Origin of the sequence: Sulfurimonas sp. HSL-1716 (assembly GCF_039645975.1) — a bacterium.
In the GTDB taxonomy this organism is placed as follows: domain Bacteria; phylum Campylobacterota; class Campylobacteria; order Campylobacterales; family Sulfurimonadaceae; genus Hydrocurvibacter; species Hydrocurvibacter sulfurireducens.
Window position 1 is genome coordinate 934794 of sequence record NZ_CP147918.1, and the last position, 26908, is coordinate 961701.

The window sequence follows — 26908 nt, forward strand, 5'->3', positions numbered from 1 at the left end:
TCTCAGCCGATCTCTGCGTAGCGCATCTTTTTTAATCTCAGGTATTTATAGGTTTCATGCGAGACTAGGATCAAAAGAGGAAAAGGAAGCAGTATCCACAGATCTTTTACGGGTACGTGGGCGGTATTGAAAACTTTTTGAACCGCTGCTACGTTTAGAAGCATATATATCCATGTAAGTACCGCTCCCCAGGCAAATAAAAGCGTTTTGTTCGACTTCCAGCTTATCGTCCAGATATTAAAATCCCAGCTTCGCATCGTCCAGACATTGGCGAGCTGGCTTGTTACAGCCCCCAAAAGTGTCATTGTCATTGCCTGTGCATGAAAGAGTGGGTTATTGAGGTTTACATCTCCGTACTGCCAGCCGTGAGAAAAAAGAAAGCTTGCGAATGCGAACATCGCCGCACTCGCTTCGATGATCCCGATAAAAAAATAACCGCGCTTAAACACTTCCCAATCAAGTATCTTTTCATCTTTTCCAACAGGCGGTCTTTTCATGATGTTTTTTTCCGGTTTTTCACTTCCAAGGGCAAGTCCCGGAAGCATATCTGAACCGAGATCGATAGAGAGTATCTGGATGACAGAAAGTGGATTTGGTATCTTTAAAAAGAAAGAGAGGATATAGGGTACGATCTCGGGAACATTGGATGAAAGGATATATGTTACGAATTTTTTGATATTGAAATAGACAGTTCTTCCCTCTTCGATGGCAGAGACGATGGAGTTGAAATTGTCGTCGAGCAGTATCATATCGCTTGATTCTTTTGCCACGTCCGTTCCGCTTCCCATCGCGATGCCGATATCCGCTTTTTTCAAAGAGGGAGAATCATTCACGCCGTCTCCTGTCATCGCCACGACTTCGCCGTTTTTTTGCAGAGCATCGGCGATCTTGAGCTTTTGATTGCTTGCCATTCTGGCAAAGACGTATGTCTTGTCTTCTAGCATCTTTTGCAGCTCTTCGCCGCTCATTTGTGCGACTTCATCGCCTGTGAGGACTCCGTCGTATCTTAATCCTATCTGTCTGCCGATGGCTGCGGCGGTATTGGCATTGTCACCAGTGATCATTATGGTTCTTATACCTGCCGTGTAGCATTTTTGCAGTGCATCTTTGACTTCGGATCTTGCGATGTCCATGATAGCGACAAGCCCCAGCAGAGTAAGGCCCTCTTCATCGTCTTTGTCGTTTAGGGCGATCGCTAAGACTCTGTATGCTCTGTTTTGGAAATCTTCAAGCTCTTTTTGCAGTTTGTCCGTGGCATCTTTGTCAAACTTTTTTATCTCGTCTTTGTCTTGATAGTGTGTCGTTTTTGTAAAGATGATTTCGGGTGCTCCTTTGACAAAAAGTACCTCTTTGCCGTCTATTTTTCCAAATGTCGACATCATCTTTCTTTCACTGCTGAAAGGATTCTCTTTTATTTTTTCAAAATCGTTTTGTATATTATATTTTTTGGCAGCGGCGATTATGGCTAGTTCGGTCGGATCGCCCACTATTTTATCGTCATCGATGCTTGCCCTTGAGTTAAACAGTCCCGCATATAAAACCGTTTTGAGATGCTTATCCGAATTTTCGTTTTTGTTCTTTAGCGTAAAGTCTCCTTTAGTCTCATATCCATTCCCGCTGACGGATATCTTTTCGCCGCTTGTAAGATATATCTCTTTTAAAGTCATCTCGTTCTTTGTCAAAGTTCCCGTCTTATCGGTACATATCGTGGTCACGCTTCCAAGAGTCTGAACTGAGGCGAGGTTCTTGATAAGCGCGTTTTTCTTTGCCATTCTTTGAGAAGCGAGGGACAATGAAAGGGTTATGGTTGGAAGTAATCCTTCGGGGACGTTGGCGACGATCAAAGAGAGCGCGAAGATAGCGGCGATAAGCATCCCTTTGCCGGAAAAGTAGCCCAGCAGAAAAAACACGACGCCCGCAAGCAGGGCAAGTACGGTCAAGATCTTGGTCATGTTTATCACCTCTTTTTCAAGAGGAGTCAGCCCTTTTTCTATATTGCCGGTAAGGGTGGCTATCTTTCCGAACTCCGTTGCCATACTTGTAGCCACGACGACGGCTTCACCGCTGCCGTTTACGACGCTTGTTCCCGCATAAACCATGTTTTTTGCATCTATCTCGCGTTTTGCACCCTTGCTTGTAAGCTCTCTTTTGCTCGGTTTAGATTCTCCGTCAAGCGAAGAGGTGTTGATATAAAGCTCGTTTGCTTCAAGCAAGACGCCATCGGCTGCTATCTTGTCTCCCTCTTCGAGGACGATGATGTCTCCGGGTACGAGTTCGCTTGCTTCAATCTCTATGATTTTGCTCTCGCGTTTTACTTTTATGATGGTAGGCATAAGTTTTAAAAGGGCGTCCATCGCTTTGTCGGCTTTAAAGTTCTGCCAAAACGTAAAAGTCGCATTGATGACGACGGCGCCGAAGATGGCATATCCCAAGACGTCGTTTCCTTGGTTCGGCTGGTAATATTCGGCTATAAACGCCAAGATTCCGGCGATCTCAAGCAGAATGGGAAAAAACTCTATATACTGTTTGAAATACTCTTTGATATAGTTCTTTTTCTCTTTTTTCTCGATTATGTTCTTTCCGAAATCGGCCTGCCTTTTTTGCACGTCATGAAGGCTCAATCCGTTTTTCGTTGTCCTGAACTCTTTTAAGAGACTTTGCTCGGACAACTCATAAGCTCTCACTGTTCATCCTTATAAGGAATAAAATATATGATATTGAGCATAGGTTTTTTAAACAATATGTCTATGGGATGCTGCCCGAAAAAACCTCTGTCGTGATGACCGCCGACTATCGCCAGATCGTATCCGTGATTGGCTATATGGGCTTTTACTCTGTCTCCTTCGGTCAAGGCATAGTCATGTTTGACGGAAAATTTAAAATCCAGCATCTTGGCGAGGCGGAAATAGTGTCTGAGATGAAAGATTATCTCTTTGAGTCTGCTTTTTTCTTTTTGGGTATCGATAGTTGCCATTTTTCCTTTGGAAACCTTGTCTATCGAATATATTTCAGCTTTTGAGTCGTATGAAAGTGCGAATGTCGTGAAAAAAGAGAACTTTTTAACGGAGAGCTTGAAATCTCGTATCGGCAGGATAAGTTTGTCGACACTGCCTTGCATGGAAAGTTTTACTATCTTTACCACCGCCAGGTCCGTTTTCATTTTTGCTCTTATGAGCACCTGTGCAAACGATCTGTCGAAGATAGAGTGGTTTTGTCTGGTGGAACAAAAGATAATATCGATATCTTTTTCAGCTACGTAGTGTCTAAACTCATTGAAATTCTCAAAAATAAGAAATTCGTTTTCGACATCCGACGCAAGGGCAGCCGCACTTAGGTCTTCGGCACTTTTTCTGACTTCGTCCAAGGAATCCTGCCCCTTGATGTGAACCAGCTCAAATACCGCGCCGAGCTCTTTTGCATAGTGCAGGGCATATATGGATGAGGATTCAGAAATCATAGACCCGTTTATCAGACTAATCACTCTCATCGCAACTCCTCATATTGAATTTGGCAGTGTCAAGAAGATCAAAACAGTGAGTTTACTATCTCCTGAGCCTCTTTTTGAATCTCTTTCAGGTGGGATTCGTCTATAAAACTTTCCGCATATATCTTGTATACGTCTTCCGTACCTGAGGGCCTTATGGCAAACCAGCCGTTTTTAGAAACCACTTTCAGCCCGCCTATTTTTGCCCCATTGTCGGCGCTTGTCAATATTTTTTCTATTTTCTCTCCTGCCAAAACGGTCGTTTTGATATCGCTTGGCGAGAGATTTTTTAGTATCTTTTTTTGTTCGAAATCAGCAGGGGCGTCTATTCTTGCATAGACGGGAGTACCGAATTTTTTTGTCAGGTTTTCGTAGTATTGGCCCGGATCAATACCTGTTTTTGCCAGTATTTCCGCACTTAAAAGAGACATGATGATACCATCCTTGTCCGTACTCCAGACATCTTTGTCTCTTCTTAAAAAACTGGCTCCTGCACTCTCTTCTCCGCCGAAAAATATCTTTTTTTCTATCATCGGACGGACAAACCATTTGAAGCCGACGGGTGTTTCGTAAACTTGTATATCGTTGTCTGCACAGACTCTGTCTATCATAGAACTGCTCACAAGAGTTTTTCCTACTCCGAAGCCTTTGAAATCTCTGTGTTTTGCCAGATAGTCGATGGCAACTGCAAGGTAATGGTTCGGATTTAAAAGCCCTTTGCTTTTTGTGACGATGCCGTGTCTGTCGAAGTCCGTGTCGTTTCCAAAAGCTATGTCGAACCTGTCTTTGAGCCCGATGAGCCCCGCCATCGCATAAGGGCTCGAACAGTCCATCCGTATCTTGCCGTCCTTGTCGCAGTGCATGAATGAGAAGGTAAAATCCGGCGTATCGTTAAACACGGTCATGTTTAGACCGTAAAACTTTTTGATCGCATTATAGTAATCCATCCCGCTTCCGCCGAGTGCATCGGCTCCCATAGATATGCCGGAAGCTTTGATCGCCTGCATGTCGATCACCTCTTTTAAACCTTCTACATAGGGAGTGACGAAATCGTACTCTGTAAGGTATTTGGATCGCAAAGCTTCTTCGTAGGGAAGCCTTTTTACATCTTTAAGCCCGTTTTTCAGGATCTCGTTAGCTCTGTTTTCTATCCAAGAGGTCGCTGTTTCGTCTGCGGGACCTCCGTTTGATGAGTTATACTTGAATCCTCCGTCTTCGGGAGGATTGTGTGAGGGCGTCACAACTATGCCGTCGGTACCTTCATGGGTGAGGATGGCATTTGAGATCACTGGAGTCGGCGTATATTTTAAAGTGTAGTACACGCTGACTTCGTTCGCCGCCAATACTTCGAGTGCGGTTTTGTGGGCGGAGGTAGAGAGTGCGTGGGTGTCCATCCCTATGAAAAGAGCTTTTTTGACGCGCTCTTTTCTGTACTCGGCAACCGCCTGTGTGATGGCTAAAATATGGTCTTCGTTAAAGCTTCCCTTAAAAGAGCTTCCTCTGTGTCCCGAAGTTCCGAAAGAGACAAGATTCTCTTGTTTGGAGAGATCCGGTTTTTTACTGTAGTAGGAATCGATCAGCTCCTCGATATTTACTAAAATCTCTTCGGGCGCTTTTTTCCCTGCTAACTCGTTTAACGGCATATTTTTTATCTCCTGTTAAATTATACTCTGATTTTGCCAAGATAAATGCGAAATTAATATATATGTAACAGTTTTTTGGTTATAATCACACAATTTTATATGTAACAAGGGAAATGTGTATGGCAATCGATAACGAACCATTAGAAGAGGAAAATTTTGCTGAGATGTTTGAAGCTTCGCTGAAGGAGCAAGAGTCAAATCGTATAACAGAAGGCGAAATCGTAGAGATACAAGCAGAAGACAACAGGGCTTTAGTAGGCGTAGGCGACAAATTAGAGGGTATTCTAAGTTTAGATGAACTGCGTGATGAAAACGGAGAACTTGCGTTCAAAGTAGGTGATAAGATCACCGTTATGGTGACGGGTCATTATAATGAGCGTCCAAAGATATCTTATAAGAAGGTACTTGAACAAAAGAAAACTCTGGATTTCATTCAAGCGAACAAAGAGAACTTCGAAGATCTGATCATAGAAGGTACTATTACTAAGAAAAATCGCGGCGGTTATATTGTAGAAGCCGATGATGTCTCTTTCTTTATGCCACGTTCATTGGCAGCTTTTAAAGACAATGAAGACGTAGTAGGGCGTAAGATAAAAGCGCAGGTCGTTAAAATAGACGACGACGAGAACACGATAGTGGTTTCGCGCCGCAAACTCTTCAATGAAGAGCGTAAACGCAAAAAAGAGATCATCGATGCATTGATGCAAGAAGACGTCATTGTCGAAGGTACAATCAAAAAGATTACAAGCTACGGTATGTTCGTAGATGTCGGCGGTGTCGACGGTCTTGTACACTATAACGAGATCTCTTATAAAGGTCCTGTGAACCCGTCTAAACTTTATAAAGAAGGCGATGTGGTAACCGTTAAAGCTATATCTTACGACAAAGACAAACGTCATCTCTCATTATCGATCAAAGCCGTTCAACCGGATCCTTGGGCGGAAGTCGAAGACGAATTGGATGAAGGCGATACGATTACCGTAACGGTAAGCAACGTTGAAGCGTACGGCGTATTTGTCGACCTTGGTAACGATATCGAAGGTTTCCTGCATATTTCCGAGATCACTTGGGACAAAAACGTTAAAAACCCTGCGGATTACTTAAGCGTCGGTCAAGAGATAGATGTCGAAGTTATCGAGATAAACCCTAAAACACATAAACTGCGCGTATCGCTTAAGCGTCTTTTACCGAAACCTTTCGATGAGTTCGTTAAAAACTTCCATGAAGGCGATATTGTAGACGGAACTGTTACATCATTGACCGATTTTGGCGCTTTTGTCCGTATCGGCGGTGTCGAAGGACTTCTTCATAATCAAGACGCTAGCTGGGAAAAGAACGTTAAATGTAAAGATTTCCTAAAAGTCGGCGACGAAGTAAAGGTCAAAATAGCGAAGATCAACAAAGAGGAGCAAAAAATCTCTTTGAACTCTAAAGCTCTGCAAGAGAGCCCGATCGACAAGTTTGCTACGACTCATAAAGTAAATCAGGTCGTACATGGGAAGATCCGCGATATAAAAGATTTCGGCATCTTCGTTCAGCTAGAAGACGGGATCGACGCGCTTATCCGTGATGAAGATCTGGCACCGCTAGTTAAAGAAGAACTACAAATCGGTTCGGATATCGAAGCGGCGATCGCTACGATCGATACCCGCCGTGACCGTATCCGCTTATCGGTAAAAAAACTGGACTATATTAAAAATCAAGAGTTAATGAATGAGATCAACGATAACGAATCTCACTCTTTAGGTGATTTGATAAAAGACCAACTACAATAAAATGCAAAGTGCTTTTAAATGGCTGACTCCGATTATAACGATTGGAGTCGCTATTTTTATCGTTATCTTTTTGATAGATATAAATCCGTCCGAAGATATGCAAGCAGTAGATGTAAAAATCAAAAATACAAAAATAAAAGACGAGAAGTCCGAACCTTTATGGTTAAACCATCTCTCTAAAAGTGAAAAAGGCGGATTCTTCTATCCTGTCAATGAGATTTTTGTTGATTTGGATCTTTCCGAGCAGATAGTTTTGACAAAAATTTATCAGCTAAATGCATCTATCTCCGACCCTTATCAGTTTTTTTGTTTGCAAGAAGTATTGAAACAATATAAAATGCGGTATTATCTGAAAAAAGATCATTTGGATACAAAACTTCTTATTTACTCTGAAGAAAAGAGTAAGTTGGATTCATTAGTAAAAGCTTTAAAAACTTATGATATAAATGCAAAAATTTTGCCTTATAAAGAGGAGAAACAATGGAAAAAAGTACAGTAATCGTTTGCGACCATATCCATGAAGCCGGACTTAAAATGCTTCAGGATGATGAAAATATAAATTATATTTTTGCTGCAGATGTCGACAAAACAGAACTTTTAAATATGCTTTCAGACGCAGATATCGCGATCACGCGCAGTTCTACCGATGTCGATGAGAAGTTCATTGCAGCCGCAAAAAACATGAAAGCGATCGTTCGCGCGGGTGTCGGTGTGGACAATGTCGATATCGAAGGGTGTTCAAAAGAGGGTATCATCGTTATGAATGTACCTACAGCAAACACGATAGCCGCGGTCGAGCTTACAATGGCGCATATGCTTTCTTGTATGAGAATGTTCCCTTATTCTCACGATCATTTGAAAAACCAACGTATCTGGAAACGCGAAAAATGGTACGGCTATGAACTTAAAGGCAAAAAACTCGGTATTATCGGTTTTGGTAATATCGGTTCACGTGTTGCAAAACGTGCGAAAGCCTTTGAGATGGATATCGTAGCATACGATCCGTATATTCATCCGTCTAAAGTAACTGATCTGGATATGGTTTATACCGAAAACTTCGATGATATTCTTGCTTGTGACGTCATTACGATTCATACTCCAAAAAACAGCGAAACGATAAATATCATTAATGAAAAAGAGATCGCCAAAATGAAAGACGGCGTAGTTCTCGTTAACTGTGCACGCGGCGGTCTTTACAACGAGGAAGCTCTGTATAATGGTTTGACATCCGGTAAGATCCGTTTTGCAGGGATAGATGTTTTTGTCAAAGAACCGGCTACTAGCAATCCTCTGCTCGACCTTGACAATATCGTAGTTTCTCCTCACTTGGGTGCAAATACATACGAATCTCAATATAACATCGGTACACAGGCTGCAGAACAGGCCATTCAGGCTGCAAAAGGGATGGCGTATCCGAATGCTTTGAACCTTCCGATCGATGAGAACAAGATACCTGCATTTGTGAAACCGTACATGGAGATGGGACAAAAACTGGGCTTCCTTGCTTCTCAAAAGAACCGTGCTCCGATTGTCTCCATTAAGGTGAGCGGGCAGGGTGCCATTGCCGAGTTTGTCGATTCATTGTCTACTTTCGTTACGGTAGGTGCTTTGGCAGAAAACAGCGGCGATACGATCAACTATGTCAATGCCGATTTCGTAGCGAAAGAAAAAGGGATCAAAGTCGAGACTGAATCTTTGGCGGATTCATCGGTATATAAAAACCTTATAACGGTTAAACTTACTACCGATAAACAGGTAACTACGATCAGAGCCACTATGTTTGACGACAATATCCAGCGTATGGTAGAGATCGACGGCTTTACCGTAGATGTCGCGCTAAAAGGCAATATGATATTCTTTAAAAATACGGATGTACCGGGAGTGATCGGAAGCGTAGGGACGATACTAGCCGGCCATAACGTGAACATCTCGGATTTCCGTCTGGGAAGAAACTCTAAATCCGAAGCATTGGCCGTGATCATTGTTGACAGTGCCGTTAGCGATATCGTGTTAAAAGAGCTTGGCAATCTTGATGCCTGCATTAGTGTAAGCTACGCAAAGATATAAACCTTTTCAGACAGGTTCTTGAAACCTGTCTTCTGTAAAAGACCTCAGAACAAATGAGGTCCTATCCTTTTTGTTCCCTTTAAATTTATATAAAAAAACTGTAAAATGCATTAATTAAAACCGAAGGTAGTTTACAATGGAAATAGACGGTCGTTTTTGGCTTAAAAAAGATGGACGAAGCTTTTTAGGTTCGGGACGGATCGAACTTTTGAACATGATCGAAAAGACAGGTTCCATAAATGCCGCAGCAAAAGAGATGAAGATGAGCTATAAAGCGGCATGGGAAAGAATAAACGGGATGAACGAGCTGGCAGACGAGCCTATCATTCAAAGAAAAATAGGAGGAAAGGGCGGGGGAGGCACTACACTTACACCCTATGCACATGAACTTATAAAAACATACGATCGGCTAAACGAGCTTCATCGTCAGTTTATCGACCGTTTCAGCGAAGCCGGAGACAGCCCGGAACTCTTATCCAAAATACTTAAGAGAACGTTTCTCACGACAAGTGCGAGAAATCAGATCCCTTCAAAGATATCAAAAATCGATTCAAATGAATTAAGTTCTCTCATAACCATAACTTTGTCGGGAGGAAGCGAAGTATTGTCGACTATCACTTCAAAATCGGCTAATAGTATGAACCTGCATGTCGGCAGCGATATATACGCGATCATAAAATCAAGCGATATCAAGATATATGCGGCTCCGCCTAAAGAGACAAAAGACCTAAATCTGCTGGAAGGAACGGTAGAATCTCTTGAGAGTACTGATCTAAACTCGGAACTTGCACTAAGAATCAATGAAAAAACGCTGTTGATAACGCTTTTGAAAAAAGATGAAATGGATTCCTTTAGCGTAGGGAAAAAAGCGTATGCCGGTATCGCATATAACAATATTATCGTAGGATTGTAATACTTTATATTAAAGAAAAGATTAAGGAGATTTCATCTACAATTCGTTATATACAAAAAGATATAACGAAAAAGGCTTTTATATGAAGAACCAAAAGAATCTATTTTTTATAGAAGATTTTTTAAAAGATGTCTTTATGTCAAAAGAGATAAACAATGAAATGATAGAGAATAAAACATTTCAGAAGATTTCGTTAAATGCGGAATTTTCTGAGGCGTTTACGCCTCAAAATATCGATGCAAAGCAGATAAGTGACAATGATCTTGCAGATACTGATTCTTTATATGAGATCTCTTCCCCTTTTTTGATAACAATACTGCCTATTAAAAATACACGACATAGTAAAATAGGTAATGAAGAATCGGTAAAGAAGTATTGATATTATCACGTCATTGTAAAAAATCTAAAGATAAAGCATCTAGCGATTTTTAGCAGTGACACGGCTCTGCATTGAAAAGAAAAAGTACTTTTAATTGCTTCGCACATGCATATATGCATGTACGAGATGATTATAGAGGATCCGTAATGGATACGGCTTTTTTCTCATGGAAATGGAAATGTTTATCCAGATCAGCATTAAACAGAAGTATCGGAACTACGATAAGCGATGCAATCACCGCTGCCACGGTTCCAAATATCAATGAAACGCCCAGACCTCCAAATACCGCGTCACCCGCCAGAAGCGTTGAAGCAAGAATGATAGCTGTTGCAGTCAAAAAGATCGGTTTTGCACGAGTTGCGGTCGCGTAAGCGATAGCTTCTGCTTTATGCATACCTTTGTCATGCATCAATGATTTTGTAAAGTCTATAAGCAGCAGCGAGTTACGAGAACTGATACCGATAAGGGCGATAAAGCCGATAAGCGATGTTGCCGTTAAAAAGAAGGTATCTGTCGTAAACACGTCCATGATCCAGTGACCGACGATGACTCCTATGATAGAAAGGAAACTTCCTACCAGGATAATACCGCTTAGAGTATAACTTTTATAATAGACCACCATCAGCAAGAAGATCAATACAAGAGCCGCGATGAACGCCCCTCCAAGGTCTCTGAAAGTATCGAGGGTGACTTTCATCTCTCCGTCCCATTTCAAATCATAGATCTTACCGCTTTTTTTGTCTTTTAATTCAAGATCGAAAAGCCCCGTTTTGCTTATGTCGTATTCACCGCTGAGTTCTTTTAAAATCTGGTTTCTTGCATCCATAAGCGGATAGACTTGAGACACCATGTCCGTTTCTGCCATTACGTTGGTCATTTGGTGCAGATCTTTACTCATAATGAGCGGATGAGATTTCGTAGGCTGGATGTCAACCATCTCCGTGATAGGGACCATCATACCGAACTTATTCATCAGCTTTAGACTTGAAAGCTTGGCTTGAACGGCGTTGAGATCTTTTTTTGTAAATCTTTTCGAACCGTCGCTGAGCGATAAAAAGATAGGTATCTGGTCGTTGTATTTCGGAGAGTTCTTTACCGCTATGTCCATTCCTTCAAACGCAAGGTACATGATATTGTTTATCTGTTTGATGCCGACGCCCGAACGGGCTGCTTTTTCAGGATTGATTTTTATGTCGAAAGTATCGTAGATAGCGTCTTCCATGACATCGACATCCACCAGACCTTTTGTCTTTTTAAATATTTTTTCGACTTTTCCTGCCAAATCTCTTATCCCGGGCGCATCGTTTCCGTAAATTTCCGCGACGACGGCTGCTAGGGTAGGCGGTCCCGCAGGCGGTTCTACAAAAGAGATATCGCTCTCTTTTGATATAGGCTGACAGCTTTTTAAAACAACCGGACGAAGGCGCTGTACCATCATATACGAAGGCTCGTCTCTTTCATGTTTTTTTGTCAGATTGACTACGATCTCCGCAACGTTTTCGGAGTTTTTAAACTGTGAACCTTTGATAAGCCCTGCAAAATCAAGAGGCGATCCCATTCCTAGGAACACTTCCAGATCCGTTACTTCCTTTTCTTGCTGAATTATAGAAGAGACACAGTCCGTGACCTTTTTTGTCTGCTCTATTGAGCTTCCCTGAGGCAGTTTTACATAGACGTTATAGGTGTCGTTGTTCTTCCCTGGCAGCATTTTCGCCAAAACTATCTCCGTAGGTATCATCATAACGGATAAGATAAGGGCTGCTATCGTTCCAAGAATAATAAGTTTTCTCTGCGTACTGCTTTGAATACCTTTTAATACAGTCTGTTCAAATTTCGCAAACATTATTTGTGCTCCTCATTATGCTTAGGTCTTTTTAAAATTCTTACTGCCAGATAAGGCGTAAATATATAAGCTACAAAAAGTGAAGCTATAAGTGCGACGGGAACGTTTGCCGGAATAGGTTTCATGAATTGTCCCATCATCTGACCGACAAAAGCCATCGGTATCATCGTCATAATGATCGCCAGAGTTGCAATGTTTGTCGGAGAGCCTATCTCGTCGGTCGCTTCTATCATCAGTTCATCTTTGTCTTTGTGCGCAGAATCCGCCGAATGATAGTGACGGTGTATGTTCTCGATAACGATGATGGCCGCATCAACCAAAAGCCCCAGACTGAGCAGGAAGGCAAAGAGCGTGATCCTGTTGATCGTCTGTCCGCTTAAGTATGCGACAAAAAGCGTGATGGCGAGGATCGCAGGAACCGTAAATGTAACGATAAGGGATTCTCTCCATCCAAGTACGAAGATGAGCAGGATAGCGATGATGATGATAGAGACGACCAAGTGCATCACAAGTTCGTTTACCGCATCGTTAGCGCGTTCGCCGTCATTTCTGGTGATTACGTAGTTTATACCGTTTTTAGAGAGCATATCTTTGTATTTGCTCAATTCTTCTTTGACCGCATCGGCTATCACGACGGCATTTGTGCCTTGAAGTTTGGATATCGTAAGCGTTACCTGGTTTTGAAGCTTGCTAAACTTATGATCTGCACTTCGTATACTGATCTGTGCGGATTTGAAGTTTTGGTAGTTGTATCCGTCTGTTACCGTAGCCACCTGTTTGAGATATATAGGAGAACCCATATACTCCGCAACGATTATATTGTTGATATCTTCGACGCTCTGAATAGCGTTTTTCACGCCGAATATCACTATTTTGTTGTCTTTTGTTCTGTTCTTGATATTTGGCACGTTATACGCTAAAGACTGCACAGCTTGTGTTATCTGTCCCAAAGACAGATTATATCCTGAGAGTTTGTTTATATCTACTTCTATGTTGAACTGGTGCTTATGTCCGCCTTTTAAGTCCGTAACGGCAACGTTCGGCAGACCGTTTATGTAGTGCTGGATACTTTTTACGTTATCGTAAAGGTCGGTTTCGGTCATGTTTTTGTCATTGCTGTAAAACGCAACGGACACGATAGGGATGTCGACATCGATATCGAGCGGCTTGATAATAGGGTTCATAGCTCCTTTTGGAAACATGTCGGAGTTTTGCATTATCTTGTCGTAGACTTTTAGATTCGAATCCTCTTTTTTCTCTCCGATAAAAAACGCCGCATTGACGATCCCTACGTTATCCATAGCCGTGCCGTAAATATGTTCGACACCTTTTACCTCTTTGAGCTTTCTCTCCAGAGGTTTCACTATGACACGTTCGACTTCTGCCGCCGTTGCACCGGGAAGGGCAACGATGACCGTCGACCCGCTGACGACCATCTGCGGGTTTTCTTCACGGGGCATGATCTCCAAAGATATATAGCCCAGTGCAAGTAAAAATATGCCAAGTACCATAGTAAGAGGGTTCTGTATGAACGTCTTGGCTAATTTACCTGCTACATCTTTAGGTTCGTATGGTTGATGTTTCATAATCTTTACCCTTACTCAGCAGTAATGGTCGCGTACATACCGGGATATACGACACCATTGTTGTTCTTAAACGATACTTTGATCTTAAATGAGTGTGTCATAGGATTTGAATTAGGTATGATAGCCGTTACTTTACCCGTTGTGACGATTCCCGTCGAAGGTATCTCTACTTTTACCCTTTTGCCGTAAGGAAACTTTTTCAGATCGCTTTCTGCTATCTCTACGGATATTTTCAGGTCTGTAAGATCCGAAAGTACGACTGCAGGCATACCTGGCATCGCCATCTCACCTACCTTTATGTTCTTGGCTATGACGACACCGTTGTTAGGAGCTTTTATGTTTAAGTATTGATACTGGTTCTTAACTTCTGCAAGGCGTGCTTGTGCCTGTTCCACCTGTTTGGTTGCGATAGATATCATATCTTTAAGGTTTTTGGCCGCAAGAGCAAGATTCTCGACATCGTATTTTGAAACCATGTCTTTTTCCAAAAGGCGTTTATGACGCTCTAGGTTCAGTTTTACGTTCTCATATTGGTTTTGGTACATCTGCAGTGACAACTGCGCTTGAGATATACCGAGTTCGACCTGATTAAGTGCAGAATCGATCTCTTTTGAGTCGATCGTGTAAAGCAGCTGTCCTTTTTTTACTTTTTCCCCTTCTGACACGTTTACCTGTGTAACAAACCCCATAAAACGACTTGTAATCATTTTTTGATTATCTGAAATAACACTCCCCGAAAGTGTCATCGCCTCAGCAAAAAGTGCTGAACTAAGAAGCACCATAGCTATAATTTTTTTCATTATCTATCTCCGTTTGATATGTTTTCTAAGGCAAAGATACGCTCGTTTCTTTTGTTTCTCGCCTCTTGTAGTTTTAGTATCTTTTCAATCTGCTGCGATTGTTTTATGATCACATCGCTCATAGACGCAAGCTGCTCGCGGTATCTTGCTTCATAGTTTTTATATATCTGGTCCGCAAGTTTCAGCTCTTGTTTTAAAGAAGCTATATCGTCGTCATAAGATTGTATTTGTGTTTTGATCTTTGCAACTTGAAGAAGTATCCCTTTTTTTGCAAGTTCGACCTGTGTTTGAGTTTTTAGTCTTTCAATTCGTGCTTTTTGCACGGATGCAGAGTCTTTTCCGCCGTTAAATATGTTCCATGTAAGTCTTGCACCTACTGTGTAAGCTTTATGTTTGTCAGCATCGCCTAAAAAAGTATCATCAGCCGTAGACATTTCGGCAAAAGCTCCGATGGTTGGATAATAAGCCGATTGTTCCGCACTGACCATATTTTTTCTTATCTCCAGACCGGTCGTCGCTCTTTTGATATCTAAGTTGTTTGCAATAATGTCGTCGTTGTTGATCGAAGGCATTTTAATGTCCTGATCGGGGGTTTTGATAGATGTTATATCACGATTTAGCAAAAAGCTCAGATAGTGGTACAAAAGTTTTTCGTTTGAAGTCATCTGATTGACAAGACGAGTCACGTTGCCTTTTTTTGCTTGAACTTCCAAAAGGTCGACATTTTTTGCATATCCCTCTTTTATCATGTTCTTTGTCATATCTTCTAAAGTGTTTATATTGTTCAAAATTATATTTAAATTCTCTACCGTATATTTTAAAAGAGCCATATCATAGTAGCTTTTTCTGATCTGATATATTTTTTCGTTCAAAAGCTTGTCTTTGTCAAGCGTTTTCATCTTTTTCATAGCTTCAGAGATATTTTGGTAGCTCGAAAGCTTGAAGCCCGTGAATATTGCCACTTCATATTTGAGTTTGCTCTGGAAGAAACTTCTGTCTTCGGGATAGTTCAAATCATGAGGAGGTGTAACATAATCAGGATGTCCTGCCATAAAATTAGTCATAAACTCCTGTGCACCGAAATCTCCAAACGTTGCTTCTCTTGATGTCAGTTTGAATCCGAAAACATTACCTGCGTCGTTACTTCTTGCTACATCTTGCATGAAATTCAAGCTTCCGTAATTATAGCTGTTTGCAATATCTGCATCTTCAGTTGCGATCTGTTCGTCAAACCGCGCCGCCTTTACCTCTAGATTATCTGATTTTACCATTTCTATCGCTTGCTCTAGAGACGGTGAATCTGAATAATTGATACCATTTGCATATAAAATCATTGCGGCAGATAAAACGCCTACAATTTTTTTCATCAATTCTCCTTCTGGAATTTATAGTTATAATCTTAACATATAATACTTATAATTATATTAGATAGTTTATGATAATAAGATAAAATAATTCCTATTTTACACAATGACGCAATCCGCTATATTATATCTACTAATAATCACATATAAATATAATTTATGCAATAAGTTTCTATCGTTTTAATCCGTAGTAATTCACTAGGAATACTTGTGTATCGTCTGAAAAACGATTATTATTACGCAAATAAAGCGTTAAAAGGCAATATGATGACAAGTACATGTCCTATAATTTTTAAACAGATTGATGCCACTGTTACAAGAGTAAGCAGTGTTTATATTTTATTATTCGTTGTTTTGTTTTTGACGACATCACAGATTTTTTTTATATATTTTGCAGCTATGGATTTTTTGATGCGTCTTTACTTTTTGAAACAATACAGCTTGATCTATCAATTGTCTATTGCGACAAAAAAAGTTTTTTCTTTAAAAACATATATGGCCGATGCCGGAGCTAAAAGATTGGCGGCGGGATTCGGGTTGTTTTTTATGCTGCTGCTCATAGCGGAGTATCATTTAAGGTTGGATATACTGCTCTTTGTTACGACGGCGGTTTTTTTACTATGCGGTCTGCTGGAAACGTTTTTTGGCTACTGCATCGGTTGCAAGGTCTACTTTGTGATCAAAAAGATATATCCCGATTTTATGGAGTGAACTATGATAGGTGTCAGTTCAAAAGGTTTGTACGGCTTGGCAGCCATGCATGTACTTTCTCATTCGATAAATGGCAGAACCATGCAGGTAAGAGAGATAGCGGCGATGACATCTCTTTCTCACAGTTATCTCGAACAGCTGCTTTCACAGCTGAGAAAAGCAGGATTGCTCATAAGTGTAAGAGGCTCTAACGGAGGCTATAAACTTTCCCGTCCGGCTTACGAGATAACGGTTTTGGAAATCATAGAATCTCTTGAAGGCTCTATCTTCGAGATGGACAAAAATGTGGGTTCAAGTATCATTTTGGAATCTTTTTGGCTGGATATCCAAAAGAGGGTTCAAGAGCTTTTTTCCTTAAAGCTTTCTGATATAGATCAGTCATATCAGCCATTTTCATATTCGATTTAGGAGAGATCTAAACTAAGTTATTATATAATAAGTACAAAAACACGTAAGGCAGTTTGATGAAAATCTCTATACTTGAAAGTATAAAATCGCTTCCACCGCTTCCAAAGACCATTACTCAGATACAAAAGATATTCCTTGATCCCGAGAGTTCTATTGCTGATTTGGTCAAAGTGATCGAAGACGACCCTATGATCATCGCAAACCTGCTAAAAGCCGCAAACTCGCCGTTATACAGTTTTAAAAAGGACATCAAAAGCGTTTCTCAGGCAGTTTCTTTGTTTGGTATGAGCATGACACGCTCCATTATTTTAAGCAACTCCGTCAGAAAACTCTTAAATGTAGATATGGAGCCATACGCTACGACATCGGAAAAGTTTGCGGAAGTCTCTTCAAAGCAGGCAGCTCTTATCTACAGCTGGTATAAAAAAATAGACAAGGAAAAAGCGGATAAGCTTTTTTTGGCATCGCTGCTGCAGGAAACGGGAAAGATACTTATCGCAAGCTATATCATACAGCATGACGAGGTTATGACCTTTAAGTCGGAGATAGAGATGACACACAATATAGCCACGGTCGAAAAATCTTACGTGGATGAAACAACGGCTACCGTTACCGCTGCAATCTTTGAACATTGGGAGTTCGATACGGATTTTGTCGATATGATACGCTATTCTGACTTTCCTCATCTGGCGCCGCCGGAACTTGCCGAGTATTCTACCGCATTAAATATAGTAAAAACGATAATTCCCGTTAACAACCCTTTAAGTGAGATGTCCATAAATATTGGTCTGAAAAAAGCCAGCGATGCAGGGTATGACCATGAGCTTTTAGAAGATTGTATCGATGATATGCTTGAAGCTTCCGATCAAAACCGCTTAAAGGTCGAAAGACAGATAACACCGTAGATTTACAGGCTATATGCTTTATAGAAAAAGGGCGCTTTGAAAAGAACTTCCACATCCTTTTTTGGAAGAGGTTTGGAGTAATAGTAGCCTTGAATGAGATCGCATCCGTTTTCAAGTAAAAACTCTTTTTGCTCTTTTCTCTCGACACCTTCTGCGACGATCTTCAGGTTCAGGCTTTTTGCAAGTGCGATGATGGCTTTTGAAATAGCACAGTCCTCTTCATCGTTTGGAAGATCGTCTACGAATGATTTATCTATCTTCAGTTTATCGACGGGCAGACGTTTGAGATACGCCAAAGAGGAGTATCCCGTGCCAAAATCGTCGATTGCTATCGTTATGCCCATGTCACTTAACGTCTGTAATTTCTGTATGGAACTAAGAGGATCTTGCATCATCTGGCTTTCGGTGATCTCTAACTCAAGCTGTTTGACATTAAATCCCGTCTCTTTTATGATATATTTCAGATCGTCTATGAAATGTTCGCTGTTGAGAAGTTTTGTGGAAAGATTGAGAGAGAGAATGCCGGGAGAGAGCCCTTTTTTGTTCCAGTCCGCAAAATCCGACATAGCCTGTCTTATGACGTATTTGTCCAAAGACACGATAAAGCCGATCTCTTCGGCTAAAGGGATGAATTTGTCAGGAGGTATGATACCCATTGTCGGGTGATCCCATCTCACAAGAGCTTCGACACCCGTTATGAACTCATTCCTGGTATCGACCTGCGGCTGATAATAGACAACAAACTCTTTTTTGTTAACCGCGACATGGAGGCTGGTCTGCATCAAAATCTTTTCAAATGCTATCTGTGTCATATCCGCCGAATAAAACTGATAGTTGTTCTTTCCTTTCTCTTTTGCCTTATACATCGCACTGTCGGAAAATTTAATGAGATCGCTGCTGTTTGAGGCGTCTTTAGGGAAGATGCTGATACCGATACTGGCTGAAAGATAAAGCTCGTTATTGTCCACTGTGATCTTTGACTTTATCATATCTAAAAGCTTTTGCGCTACTTCCGCCACTGCTTCGGGATTCTTTAGATTATGTATGATCACGGTAAATTCGTCGCCGCCCAAACGGGAAAGTGAATCATCGATCCTCACACAGGTCGAAAGACGTTTGGAGACTATTTGCAAGACCTTGTCCCCTATGTGATGCCCCAGAGTGTCGTTTATCTCTTTAAAATTATCCAGATCTATAAACAAAAGTGCAAATATCTGATCGTTGCGTTTTGAGTTGGCTATCGTTTGTTCGAGTCTGTCGTTGAACAAAGCACGGTTTGGAAGCTTGGTAAGACTGTCGTAATAAGCTTGAAAATTGAGAAGTTTTGTCTGTTCTTCGAGTTTTTTCTTTGTATCGACCAGCTCCGTTATATCCAGTGTCGTTCCGACTATTTTGATGGGTGCGCCTTTATCGCTAAAGATCATTTTGCCGTTTAAAAGTACATGGATGATCATGTCATCGGCTCTTCTTATCCTGAGCTCGATACTCTTTATCGTTCCGTCTTTGAGCTCTTCGAGCGTTTTTAAAGCCAGAGGTTTATCCTCTTCGACGACTCTGTTTAAAAATGTTTTAATGGTCGCATGCGTCTCGTTGAAGTCGATCTTGTACATCCTGTAACTCTCTTTTGAGAGAATGGAATTTCCTGTTTTAAGATCGACTTCCCAGCTTCCGAAGTGTCCTATCTTTTGAGCAAGATTGAGAGATTCCTCTCTGGCAAGTATCTCTTTTGAGAATTTTTCGAGCTTTTTGTTTCTTTTATGCAGTTCGTTCGTCGTGACATTGAGTATGTGAGAGAGGGTCTTTATCGATTTTTGATAAGTGTTTAACTTTATCTCTCTGTTGGAAAGCAATGTTTTTTTAATATTGACATTTTTTGATTCGCTAAGCGTTAGAATGGTCATACTCTGGTTTAGGAGCTCTTTTCTTTTTTTTGTGCTGAAAAATTCGCCGTACGTAAAAAAACCGGAGCATCCTGTGATCTCGTTTAAGGGTTCTATCTCCTGTTGAATGAAATCGGGCATGAATCTTCGTCTAGCCATACAGGAGTAGATGAAGATGGATTCTATGGATTTGTTTTGCAGGTTGTGTTCGGAGAGTATAGAGTTGTTTAGTATGCTCTCAACGTCTCCGTATCCGAAAGTAACGATATCTCCGCGGTTGAGATTGCCCGCAAAAGACAAAGAGCGGTCCCTGTGTCTTCTTAAAACGGCTCTTGCGACTTTTATACCGTTTCTTTTAACTATCATGGGGTATTCTACTCCCAAGACGGGAAGTTCGTCGGCAGTCTCTTTACCCAGATATCTTTTATATATATCGTAAGCAGGAATACCGTCGATGGTGTAAACCCTGTTCCTTTTGGCTTTTGTTACGGTCATATTCTTGCCGATGCTAAGCCAGTTAAAGTTGTAGTCGGTATGGACTTGAAGCACATGATTGGAAAGAGCGGCGCCGACGGCACCGTTTGACGTGATGCCGTTTTGTGTAAAAACATAGGTCGTTTTAAATTTGGCGTTATCTCCTGCCATTCCTCCTGCAACGATCACTTCGCTGCTTACCGACGAGATGCCTTTTAAGTACTCTTCGCCGTTACAGGTTATTCCCTCTGAAAAAGTTATAAGGAGTTTAGTGTTTTGATCTATAAGCTCTTTGGCTAATTTTCTACCCGTATCTTCGCTGTCGACGCAGTTTTCGACAAGTGCTGTCTTGAGTTTTGTTTTTTCAAAGACGCTTAAGGAGACGACGGTTTTTTCCGTACTCACCGTACCGTTACATATCTCTCCGTCCGTTGTGGCTCCTATGACGGATGCGCTTGGAAGCAGTGAAACGATCTCATCTAAAAGAGCGGCTATACTTTTTTCGTCGTTTTTTGCCGTAAATATCTGAATAAGCAGATTTTCGCCGTCTTCAATGTCTCTGACATCCAAAAACTGTTCAAAATCATGCAGGGTCGTATAGTATGTGTTGTAAGTTTTCAAATTCAGATCCCGGTTGTTATTAGTCAAATTTATATGAACGACGTGACCTCATATTTTATCTTCAATAGATTAAATATAGATAAATTAAGATTGGATATACTTCTGTTTAGATTTGTTTATAGGATATTTTATGTCAAAAACAGTAACCATAATAGATACTTTCGGATTCTTTTTTAGAAGTTTTTATGCGCTTCCGCAGCATCTTAGCAACAAAGAAGGATTTCCGACGGGACTTTTAACGGGTTTTGTCAATTTCATCTCCTCTTTGCAAAAAGAGCATAGCAGCGATTATTTGGTGTTTGCGATAGACTCAAAAGGCGATACGTTTAGAAACGAGATAGATCCGAACTACAAAGCAAACCGCAGTGCGCCTCCGCACGAGCTGACCTTGCAGCTTCCCGTGGCGATAGAGTGGATAGACAAGATGGGTTTTCGTACTCTTGGCATGACGGGGTATGAAGCCGATGATATGATCGCTACCGTCGCGAGCATAGCCGTAAAAAAAGGGTATAACGTAAAGATAGTTTCCCATGACAAAGATCTTTACCAGCTTATAGACGACGATAAGGTAGTATTGGTCGATGCCATCAAAAGAAAAACGATAAACGAAGCGGAGTGTATGCAAAAGTACGGCGTCACTCCCGGACAGTTTATCGATTTTCAATCGCTTCTTGGCGACAGTGCGGACAATATCCCCGGTGTAAAGGGGATAGGAAAGGTGACTGCCCAAAAACTTATCTCGACCTACAAAACACTTGAAAATATCTACGAAAACATAGACGATGTCACTCCCGCGGGAGTTCAAAAAAAACTGATCGAAAACAAAGAGAATGCTTTTATGTCTAAAAGGCTCGTTACACTGAGAAAAGATGTCTTTGACGAGTTTGATTTTGACGAGTACGAGATGCATTATGAAAATCCTTTTATTCCTATCTATGACGAACTTGTGCATTATGAGATGAATGCCATTTTAAGATCGCTCCATGCAAAAGGGGTTATGGAGGAGCAAAAAACAGGTACTACCAAAAACGGAGTAGAAGTGGTTTATGAAACTATCAAGGAGCCAAAACTCGAAGATTTCAAAACGACTCTTATAACGAACGCTGAAGCATTAAAAAGTGTTTTAGCGGCTTTAAAAACCGAAGATACCGTAGCTTTTGACACGGAAACCACAGGGCTCGATCCCTATAAAGACACGCTTGTCGGGTTCAGCTTCTGTTTTGATGCAAAACAGGCGTTTTACGTGCCTCTTGCCCATTCGTATCTGGGAGTTCCCCGGCAGATAGACGCAGAGGATGCAAAAGAGGCTATCAAAAAAATATTTGCCTGCAGAGTGGTAGGGCATAACATCAAGTTCGATCTTCATTTTGTGACAAAATTCTTAAGAGAGGATCTTGATATCTACGGAGACAGCATGATACTTGCATGGCTGCATGATCCCGAAGGCAAACTCTCGCTCGATCACCTCTCCAAAACGATGTTAAATCATACTATGATCTCGTTTAAGGATACGGTAAAAAAAGGAGAAACATTTGCTTCTGTCGAGGTCGAAGATGCCTGCAGATATGCCGCAGAAGATGCTTTGATCACGCTTCGGCTTTACAATCTGCTTGTTCAAAAGTTTAAACACAACTCGACGGAGTATCTTTTAGAGGAGGCTTCAAACGTAGAATATCCCTTTATATCCACGCTTTTAAGGATGGAGCAAAACGGTATCACAGTCGATGACGGATTTTTGACTCTTTTTTTGCAAGAGGTGAAGCTGAGGCTTGCTTCTCTTACAAAAGATATCTACGCCGCCGCCGGATGTGAGTTCAATCTTAACTCTCCTCAGCAGCTCGGTACGGTTTTATTTGAAACGCTCGGGCTGCCTTCTGGGAAAAAAACAAAGACGGGGTATTCGACTGATGAAAAGGTCTTAAGCGCTCTTATCGGCGAGCATGAGATCATAAGATATATACTCGATTACAGGGAGGTGCATAAACTCTATTCGACATATATCGAGCCGCTTTTGAAACTTTCGCAGGAGAGTGCAGACGGCAGAGTGCATACCTCTTTCGTTCAGACGGGAACGGCAACGGGGCGTCTGAGCTCAAAAAATCCGAATCTCCAGAATATTCCGGTAAGAAGCGATCTGGGAGTAAAGATACGCAGAGGTTTTACGGCGCCAAAAGGTAAAAAACTTGTCGGGATAGACTACTCGCAGATCGAGCTTAGGCTTCTTGCGCATTTTAGCGAAGACGAGGTGTTGGTAGACGCGTTTAAAGAGGATAAGGATATTCACCTTCAAACGGCGATAGTGCTTTTTGGAGAAGAGGAGGCAGCAGGCAAGAGGAACATCGCCAAGACAGTGAACTTCGGGCTTTTATACGGCATGGGGCAAAAAAAGCTTTCAGATACCCTCAACATTAGCACGAAAGAAGCAAAAGATATCATTACGAAATATTTTGAGAAATTTCATAACGTAAAAGAATATTTCAACTATATCATCGAAGAGAGCAAAGAGAAGGGCTATGTCGAAACACTGCTTCGCCGCAGACGCTATTTTGACTATGCAAAAGCGACGCCGATGCTAAAAGCCGCATATGAAAGAGAAAGCGTGAACACAAAGTTCCAAGGCAGCGTGTCGGACCTTATAAAACTTTCCATGAACAAGATCGACGAGATCATACGGGCTGAAGATCTCGGAGCAAAGATGCTCTTGCAGATTCACGATGAACTGATATTTGAGATTGATGAAGATGCGGCAGAGGAACTCGGGCTCAGATTCAAAAAAATTATGGAAGAGATATATGAACTTAAGATTCCTCTCAAAGCCTCTTTAAACATCGGAGATAACTGGGGAGAGCTGAAATAAGCAGGTAAGATAGGTTTTTTTATCTCTGTGTTTACTATGTTTTATTACAATACAGAGTCAAATATAAAAGGTGTAATAATGAAAAAAATATTGTCATTTATGGGCTCGATGAAAACAGCGGCTGTTTTGATGCTCATTTTTGCATTTTCTATCGGATACGCGACCATCGTAGAGAATGATTTCGGTACTATGACGGCAAAAGCCGATATATATAACGCAAGATGGTTTGAGATCCTTTTGGGACTGCTGGCCGTCAACCTCTTCTTAAATATTATAAACTTTAAGATGTACGCACGAAAGAAAACACTTATTTTTGTATTCCATGTCGCATTCTTTGTGATCCTCTTAGGCGCTGCAGTCACGCGCTATATGGGTTTTGAAGGGATGATGCATATACGAGAAGGGCAAACTTCTTCGGTTATGACAAGTTCGGAACCTTATCTAAACGTCAAAGCGACCGACGGTACTAATACCGTAGAAAGTTTCAAAAAACTTTATCTCTCTAAAAACGCATCCAACAGTTATAACCAGAATATCAAGATCGGTGCCAAAGAGATGCATGTAAAACTTGCAGAATATATTCCCGATGCCGTCATACAGCTTGTCGAGGATAAAAACGGAAAACCGACCGCAAGCATGATGGTCACTTTAAACGGACGGGGGCAGAGCGTTCAGCTTTCACAGGGAGAGTTTTTTGAAACGGGCGATCTGGTTCTGGATTTCGGCTCGGGCAAAAAATTTGACAAGCCCGTGATAGAGATATTTGTCGATAACAAAAAAATCTACATAAACCATCAAATGGATCTGACATATCTTAAGATGGACGACAAAAGCGGCGGAACACTTAAAGCAAATTCGAAAGAGGAGCTCGTGACCCGCATCCTTCATTCATATAACAATACGAACTTCGTGCTGCGCGAGTTTTATCCTTCGGCTGTGAAAAAGATCGTTCGCAATCCGAATGCAAAAGCCAGAAATCCGGGCATAGACGCTTTGCGCTTTGAGGTCGGTGACGCAAAAGAGAAAAAAACGGTCTTGGTATACGGCCGTTCGGGTGATATCGGGGACGATTCAAGCGTTCTTGTGGACGGCGTAAAGCTCTCGATCAATTACGGAGCAAAGATCATCAATCTGCCGTTTGGTATAAAACTCAACGATTTTCAGCTTGAACGCTATCCTGGCTCGATGTCTCCCGCATCGTACGCAAGCGAGGTAACACTGATAGACAAGGAGCAGAACCTGCAAGAACCTTACCGCATCTATATGAACCATATCCTCGATCACCGCGGATACAGATTTTTCCAGTCCTCTTACGATCAGGATGAAAAAGGGACCATACTCTCGGTCAATAACGATCCAGGTACGATCATAACGTATATAGGATATTTGATGCTTGCCGTAGGAATGTTCGGTTCTCTGTTCATGTCAAACGGCAGATTTGCGAAACTCTCCAAAAAAGCAAAAGAGATAAGCGCGAGCAGAACCGTAGCGGCACTATTGGCACTGGCGGCTGTATTTACCTATAGCAACTCGTATGCCGAGGAACTAAACCCTATCATTAAGACGATAAAGTCTTTTGACAAAGGGCATGCGGACAAGTTCAGCAGGATAGTCGTACAAGACAGCAGCGGACGTATGAAACCGTTTGATACGCTGGCAACCGAGATATTAAACAAGATACATAGAGGAAACTCCATACTGGGGCTTGATGCAAACCAGGTCATACTCGGGATGATGATACGTCCGGACGCGTGGCGCGAGATCAAGATGATCAATACGTCGAACAAAGAGATCAATAAGATCCTCGGTATCCCTAAAAGCGAAAGATACGCTTCCTTTTCGCAGTTCTTTCAGGCTCCTAACGACTTGCAAGGATACAAACTTGAAAAATATGCCGATGAAGCGATCCGCAAAGCACCTAATAACAGAGATAATTTCGATAAAGCGGTTTTAGCCGTGGACGAACGCGTAAACGTCGCGTATATGGTCTATTCGGGCGCTATTGTCAAGATATGGCCGAAACCAAACGATATTAACCATAAGTGGTTTGCGACGGTCGATGCTCTGCAAACCTTTGACAAAACGATCTCTTTAAACATCAGAAACATCGCAATCGATTATTTTTCCAATGTCGATAAAGCTTTAAAAACCGGTGACTGGACAAAAGCCGATAAGGCGTTGACGAGAATAGAAAAATATCAGCGTTTTTACGGTGCGGCGGTCTATCCAGAAGATAAAAAAATATCTTTGGAGATAGCTTACAACCACTCGTATGTCTTTGAAAAGCTTTGGCCTCTTTACTTCCTTGTCGGTTTCGTGCTTTTAGCGCTCTCTTTTGTAAAGATACTCAGACCTTCGTTTAAGATAGACATATATAGCAAATCCGCAATGTTCCTGCTTATAGCCTTCTTTATTGCGCATACCATGGGGCTTGCCGTGAGATGGTATATTTCGGGACATGCGCCTTGGTCGAACGGTTTTGAATCCATGGTCTATATTGCATGGGCGACGGTGCTTGCAGGATTTATCTTCTCTAAACATTCACCGATCACTCTTGCTTCGACATCTATTCTGGCGGGATTGATCCTGTTTGTTGCGCATCTTAACTGGATGGATCCGAAAGTCACTAACCTTGTACCGGTGCTTCAGTCGTACTGGTTGAGTATCCACGTCTCCATGATCACCGCAAGTTACGGTTTCTTGGGACTTGGAGCACTTTTGGGCTTTATTACGATCATTCTTTTTGTCGTAAAAAATAAACACAACGACAAACGTATCAGCAGTTCCATTATCGAGCTCAACGCCATAAACGAGATGAGTCTTCTTATAGGGCTTGCGATGCTTACTACAGGGAACTTTTTAGGCGGCGTCTGGGCGAACGAGAGCTGGGGGCGCTACTGGGGATGGGATCCAAAAGAGACATGGGCCTTGGTTACTATTTTAGTCTATGCGGTCGTCGTACACCTTAGATTTATTAAATCGCTGTATACGCCTTTTAATTACAGTGTCATATCCCTGCTGGCGTTTACGTCGGTTATCATGACGTATTTCGGCGTAAACTACTATCTTGCGGGTATGCATTCATACGCAAAGGGCGATCCCGTACCGATCCCCGGTTTTGTGCCTGTAACGTATATCATCATCTTCGCTCTTATAGCTCTTGCCTTTAAAAACAGAAAATTGGCCGTAAAGTAGCGT

The 26908-nt window shown here is 41.6% G+C and carries 18 protein-coding genes; 10 read left to right on the forward strand and 8 right to left on the reverse strand.

All coding sequences use genetic code 11. The features are described from left to right. Nucleotides 1-2: 2 nt before the first annotated feature. From WCY03_RS04860 to pgm, 3 genes are read right to left on the reverse strand one after another with little or no spacing between them, the layout of a single operon-like run. On the reverse strand, nucleotides 3-2684 hold the full coding sequence (locus WCY03_RS04860) for a cation-transporting P-type ATPase (protein WP_345993872.1): 2682 nt from the start codon (nucleotides 2682-2684) through the stop codon (nucleotides 3-5). Beyond that, a complete protein-coding gene (locus WCY03_RS04865; RefSeq protein ID WP_345993873.1) occupies nucleotides 2681-3487 on the reverse strand; it encodes a hypothetical protein in 807 nt (268 codons plus the stop codon). The genes WCY03_RS04860 and WCY03_RS04865 overlap by 4 nt, the downstream gene beginning before the upstream one ends. 38 nt (nucleotides 3488-3525) lie before the next feature. Then, a complete protein-coding gene (gene pgm, locus WCY03_RS04870) occupies nucleotides 3526-5127 on the reverse strand; it encodes a phosphoglucomutase (alpha-D-glucose-1,6-bisphosphate-dependent) (protein ID WP_345993874.1) in 1602 nt (533 codons plus the stop codon). A 119-nt stretch (nucleotides 5128-5246) separates the two neighbouring features. On the opposite strand from pgm, the gene WCY03_RS04875 reads away from it, so the two are divergent. The 5 genes from WCY03_RS04875 to WCY03_RS04895 all read left to right on the forward strand — a co-directional run bounded on the left by WCY03_RS04875 (nucleotide 5247) and on the right by WCY03_RS04895 (nucleotide 10261). Further along, entirely contained in the window at nucleotides 5247-6902 is a 1656-nt protein-coding gene (locus tag WCY03_RS04875; protein WP_345993875.1) for a 30S ribosomal protein S1, read from the forward strand. Nucleotide 6903: 1 nt separating this feature from the next. After that, entirely contained in the window at nucleotides 6904-7401 is a 498-nt protein-coding gene (locus WCY03_RS04880) for a hypothetical protein (RefSeq protein WP_345993876.1), read from the forward strand. Further along, the gene (gene serA / locus WCY03_RS04885) at nucleotides 7383-8969 is read left to right on the forward strand and encodes a phosphoglycerate dehydrogenase (RefSeq protein WP_345993877.1); all 1587 of its coding nucleotides are present in this window, start codon (nucleotides 7383-7385) and stop codon (nucleotides 8967-8969) included. The genes WCY03_RS04880 and serA overlap by 19 nt, the downstream gene beginning before the upstream one ends. A 136-nt stretch (nucleotides 8970-9105) precedes the next feature. Continuing rightward, nucleotides 9106-9882, forward strand: coding sequence for a TOBE domain-containing protein (locus WCY03_RS04890; RefSeq protein ID WP_345993878.1), 777 nt, complete (start codon nucleotides 9106-9108; stop codon nucleotides 9880-9882). Between the two features lie 82 nt (nucleotides 9883-9964). Beyond that, nucleotides 9965-10261, forward strand: coding sequence for a hypothetical protein (locus WCY03_RS04895; RefSeq protein WP_345993879.1), 297 nt, complete (start codon nucleotides 9965-9967; stop codon nucleotides 10259-10261). A 130-nt stretch (nucleotides 10262-10391) separates the two neighbouring features. Here the strand turns inward: WCY03_RS04895 and WCY03_RS04900 are convergent, their stop codons facing one another. The 4 genes from WCY03_RS04900 to WCY03_RS04915 are packed head-to-tail and all read right to left on the reverse strand — an operon-like array spanning nucleotide 10392 to nucleotide 15857. Further along, a complete protein-coding gene (locus tag WCY03_RS04900) occupies nucleotides 10392-12104 on the reverse strand; it encodes an efflux RND transporter permease subunit (protein ID WP_345993880.1) in 1713 nt (570 codons plus the stop codon). Next, a complete protein-coding gene (locus WCY03_RS04905; RefSeq protein WP_345993881.1) occupies nucleotides 12104-13690 on the reverse strand; it encodes an efflux RND transporter permease subunit in 1587 nt (528 codons plus the stop codon). Before WCY03_RS04905 ends, WCY03_RS04900 begins: the two co-directional genes overlap by 1 nt. Nucleotides 13691-13701: 11 nt before the next feature. Further along, complete coding sequence (locus tag WCY03_RS04910) at nucleotides 13702-14490, reverse strand: efflux RND transporter periplasmic adaptor subunit (protein ID WP_345993882.1); 789 nt, start codon at nucleotides 14488-14490, stop codon at nucleotides 13702-13704. Next, nucleotides 14490-15857, reverse strand: coding sequence for a TolC family protein (locus WCY03_RS04915; RefSeq protein ID WP_345993883.1), 1368 nt, complete (start codon nucleotides 15855-15857; stop codon nucleotides 14490-14492). Before WCY03_RS04915 ends, WCY03_RS04910 begins: the two co-directional genes overlap by 1 nt. Before the next feature lie 207 nt (nucleotides 15858-16064). Here WCY03_RS04915 and WCY03_RS04920 point away from each other — a divergent pair, with 207 nt between their 5' ends. The 3 genes from WCY03_RS04920 to WCY03_RS04930 are packed head-to-tail and all read left to right on the forward strand — an operon-like array spanning nucleotide 16065 to nucleotide 17878. Next, nucleotides 16065-16565: a DUF4395 domain-containing protein gene (locus tag WCY03_RS04920; RefSeq protein WP_345993884.1), complete on the forward strand. Its 501-nt coding sequence runs from the start codon at nucleotides 16065-16067 to the stop codon at nucleotides 16563-16565. A 3-nt stretch (nucleotides 16566-16568) separates the two neighbouring features. Continuing rightward, nucleotides 16569-16973: an Rrf2 family transcriptional regulator gene (locus tag WCY03_RS04925; RefSeq protein ID WP_345993885.1), complete on the forward strand. Its 405-nt coding sequence runs from the start codon at nucleotides 16569-16571 to the stop codon at nucleotides 16971-16973. A 56-nt stretch (nucleotides 16974-17029) separates the two neighbouring features. Further along, on the forward strand, nucleotides 17030-17878 hold the full coding sequence (locus tag WCY03_RS04930) for an HDOD domain-containing protein (protein WP_345993886.1): 849 nt from the start codon (nucleotides 17030-17032) through the stop codon (nucleotides 17876-17878). Nucleotides 17879-17880: 2 nt separating this feature from the next. Here WCY03_RS04930 and WCY03_RS04935 read toward each other — a convergent pair whose 3' ends face one another. Beyond that, nucleotides 17881-20853 carry an EAL domain-containing protein gene (locus tag WCY03_RS04935; protein WP_345993887.1) on the reverse strand — a complete coding sequence of 991 codons (2973 nt, stop codon included), beginning with the start codon at nucleotides 20851-20853 and terminating at the stop codon, nucleotides 17881-17883. A 130-nt stretch (nucleotides 20854-20983) separates the two neighbouring features. Here WCY03_RS04935 and polA point away from each other — a divergent pair, with 130 nt between their 5' ends. Both polA and ccsA read left to right on the forward strand, forming a co-directional pair. Beyond that, nucleotides 20984-23710, forward strand: a complete 2727-nt coding sequence (gene polA / locus WCY03_RS04940) for a DNA polymerase I (RefSeq protein ID WP_345993888.1) — start codon at nucleotides 20984-20986, stop codon at nucleotides 23708-23710. Between the two features lie 78 nt (nucleotides 23711-23788). Beyond that, nucleotides 23789-26905: a cytochrome c biogenesis protein CcsA gene (ccsA, locus tag WCY03_RS04945; protein WP_345993889.1), complete on the forward strand. Its 3117-nt coding sequence runs from the start codon at nucleotides 23789-23791 to the stop codon at nucleotides 26903-26905. Nucleotides 26906-26908 lie beyond the last annotated feature (3 nt).

Coding starts and splice junctions, on each gene's coding strand:
- WCY03_RS04865 (WP_345993873.1), bottom strand. CDS start 3,487: ATGAGAGTGATTAGTCTGATAAACGGGTCTATGATTTCTGAATCCTCA.
- pgm (WP_345993874.1), bottom strand. CDS start 5,127: ATGCCGTTAAACGAGTTAGCAGGGAAAAAAGCGCCCGAAGAGATTTTA.
- WCY03_RS04875 (WP_345993875.1), top strand. CDS start 5,247: ATGGCAATCGATAACGAACCATTAGAAGAGGAAAATTTTGCTGAGATG.
- WCY03_RS04880 (WP_345993876.1), top strand. CDS start 6,904: ATGCAAAGTGCTTTTAAATGGCTGACTCCGATTATAACGATTGGAGTC.
- serA (WP_345993877.1), top strand. CDS start 7,383: ATGGAAAAAAGTACAGTAATCGTTTGCGACCATATCCATGAAGCCGGA.
- WCY03_RS04890 (WP_345993878.1), top strand. CDS start 9,106: ATGGAAATAGACGGTCGTTTTTGGCTTAAAAAAGATGGACGAAGCTTT.
- WCY03_RS04895 (WP_345993879.1), top strand. CDS start 9,965: ATGAAGAACCAAAAGAATCTATTTTTTATAGAAGATTTTTTAAAAGAT.
- WCY03_RS04900 (WP_345993880.1), bottom strand. CDS start 12,104: ATGTTTGCGAAATTTGAACAGACTGTATTAAAAGGTATTCAAAGCAGT.
- WCY03_RS04905 (WP_345993881.1), bottom strand. CDS start 13,690: ATGAAACATCAACCATACGAACCTAAAGATGTAGCAGGTAAATTAGCC.
- WCY03_RS04910 (WP_345993882.1), bottom strand. CDS start 14,490: ATGAAAAAAATTATAGCTATGGTGCTTCTTAGTTCAGCACTTTTTGCT.
- WCY03_RS04915 (WP_345993883.1), bottom strand. CDS start 15,857: ATGAAAAAAATTGTAGGCGTTTTATCTGCCGCAATGATTTTATATGCA.
- WCY03_RS04925 (WP_345993885.1), top strand. CDS start 16,569: ATGATAGGTGTCAGTTCAAAAGGTTTGTACGGCTTGGCAGCCATGCAT.
- WCY03_RS04930 (WP_345993886.1), top strand. CDS start 17,030: ATGAAAATCTCTATACTTGAAAGTATAAAATCGCTTCCACCGCTTCCA.
- polA (WP_345993888.1), top strand. CDS start 20,984: ATGTCAAAAACAGTAACCATAATAGATACTTTCGGATTCTTTTTTAGA.
- ccsA (WP_345993889.1), top strand. CDS start 23,789: ATGAAAAAAATATTGTCATTTATGGGCTCGATGAAAACAGCGGCTGTT.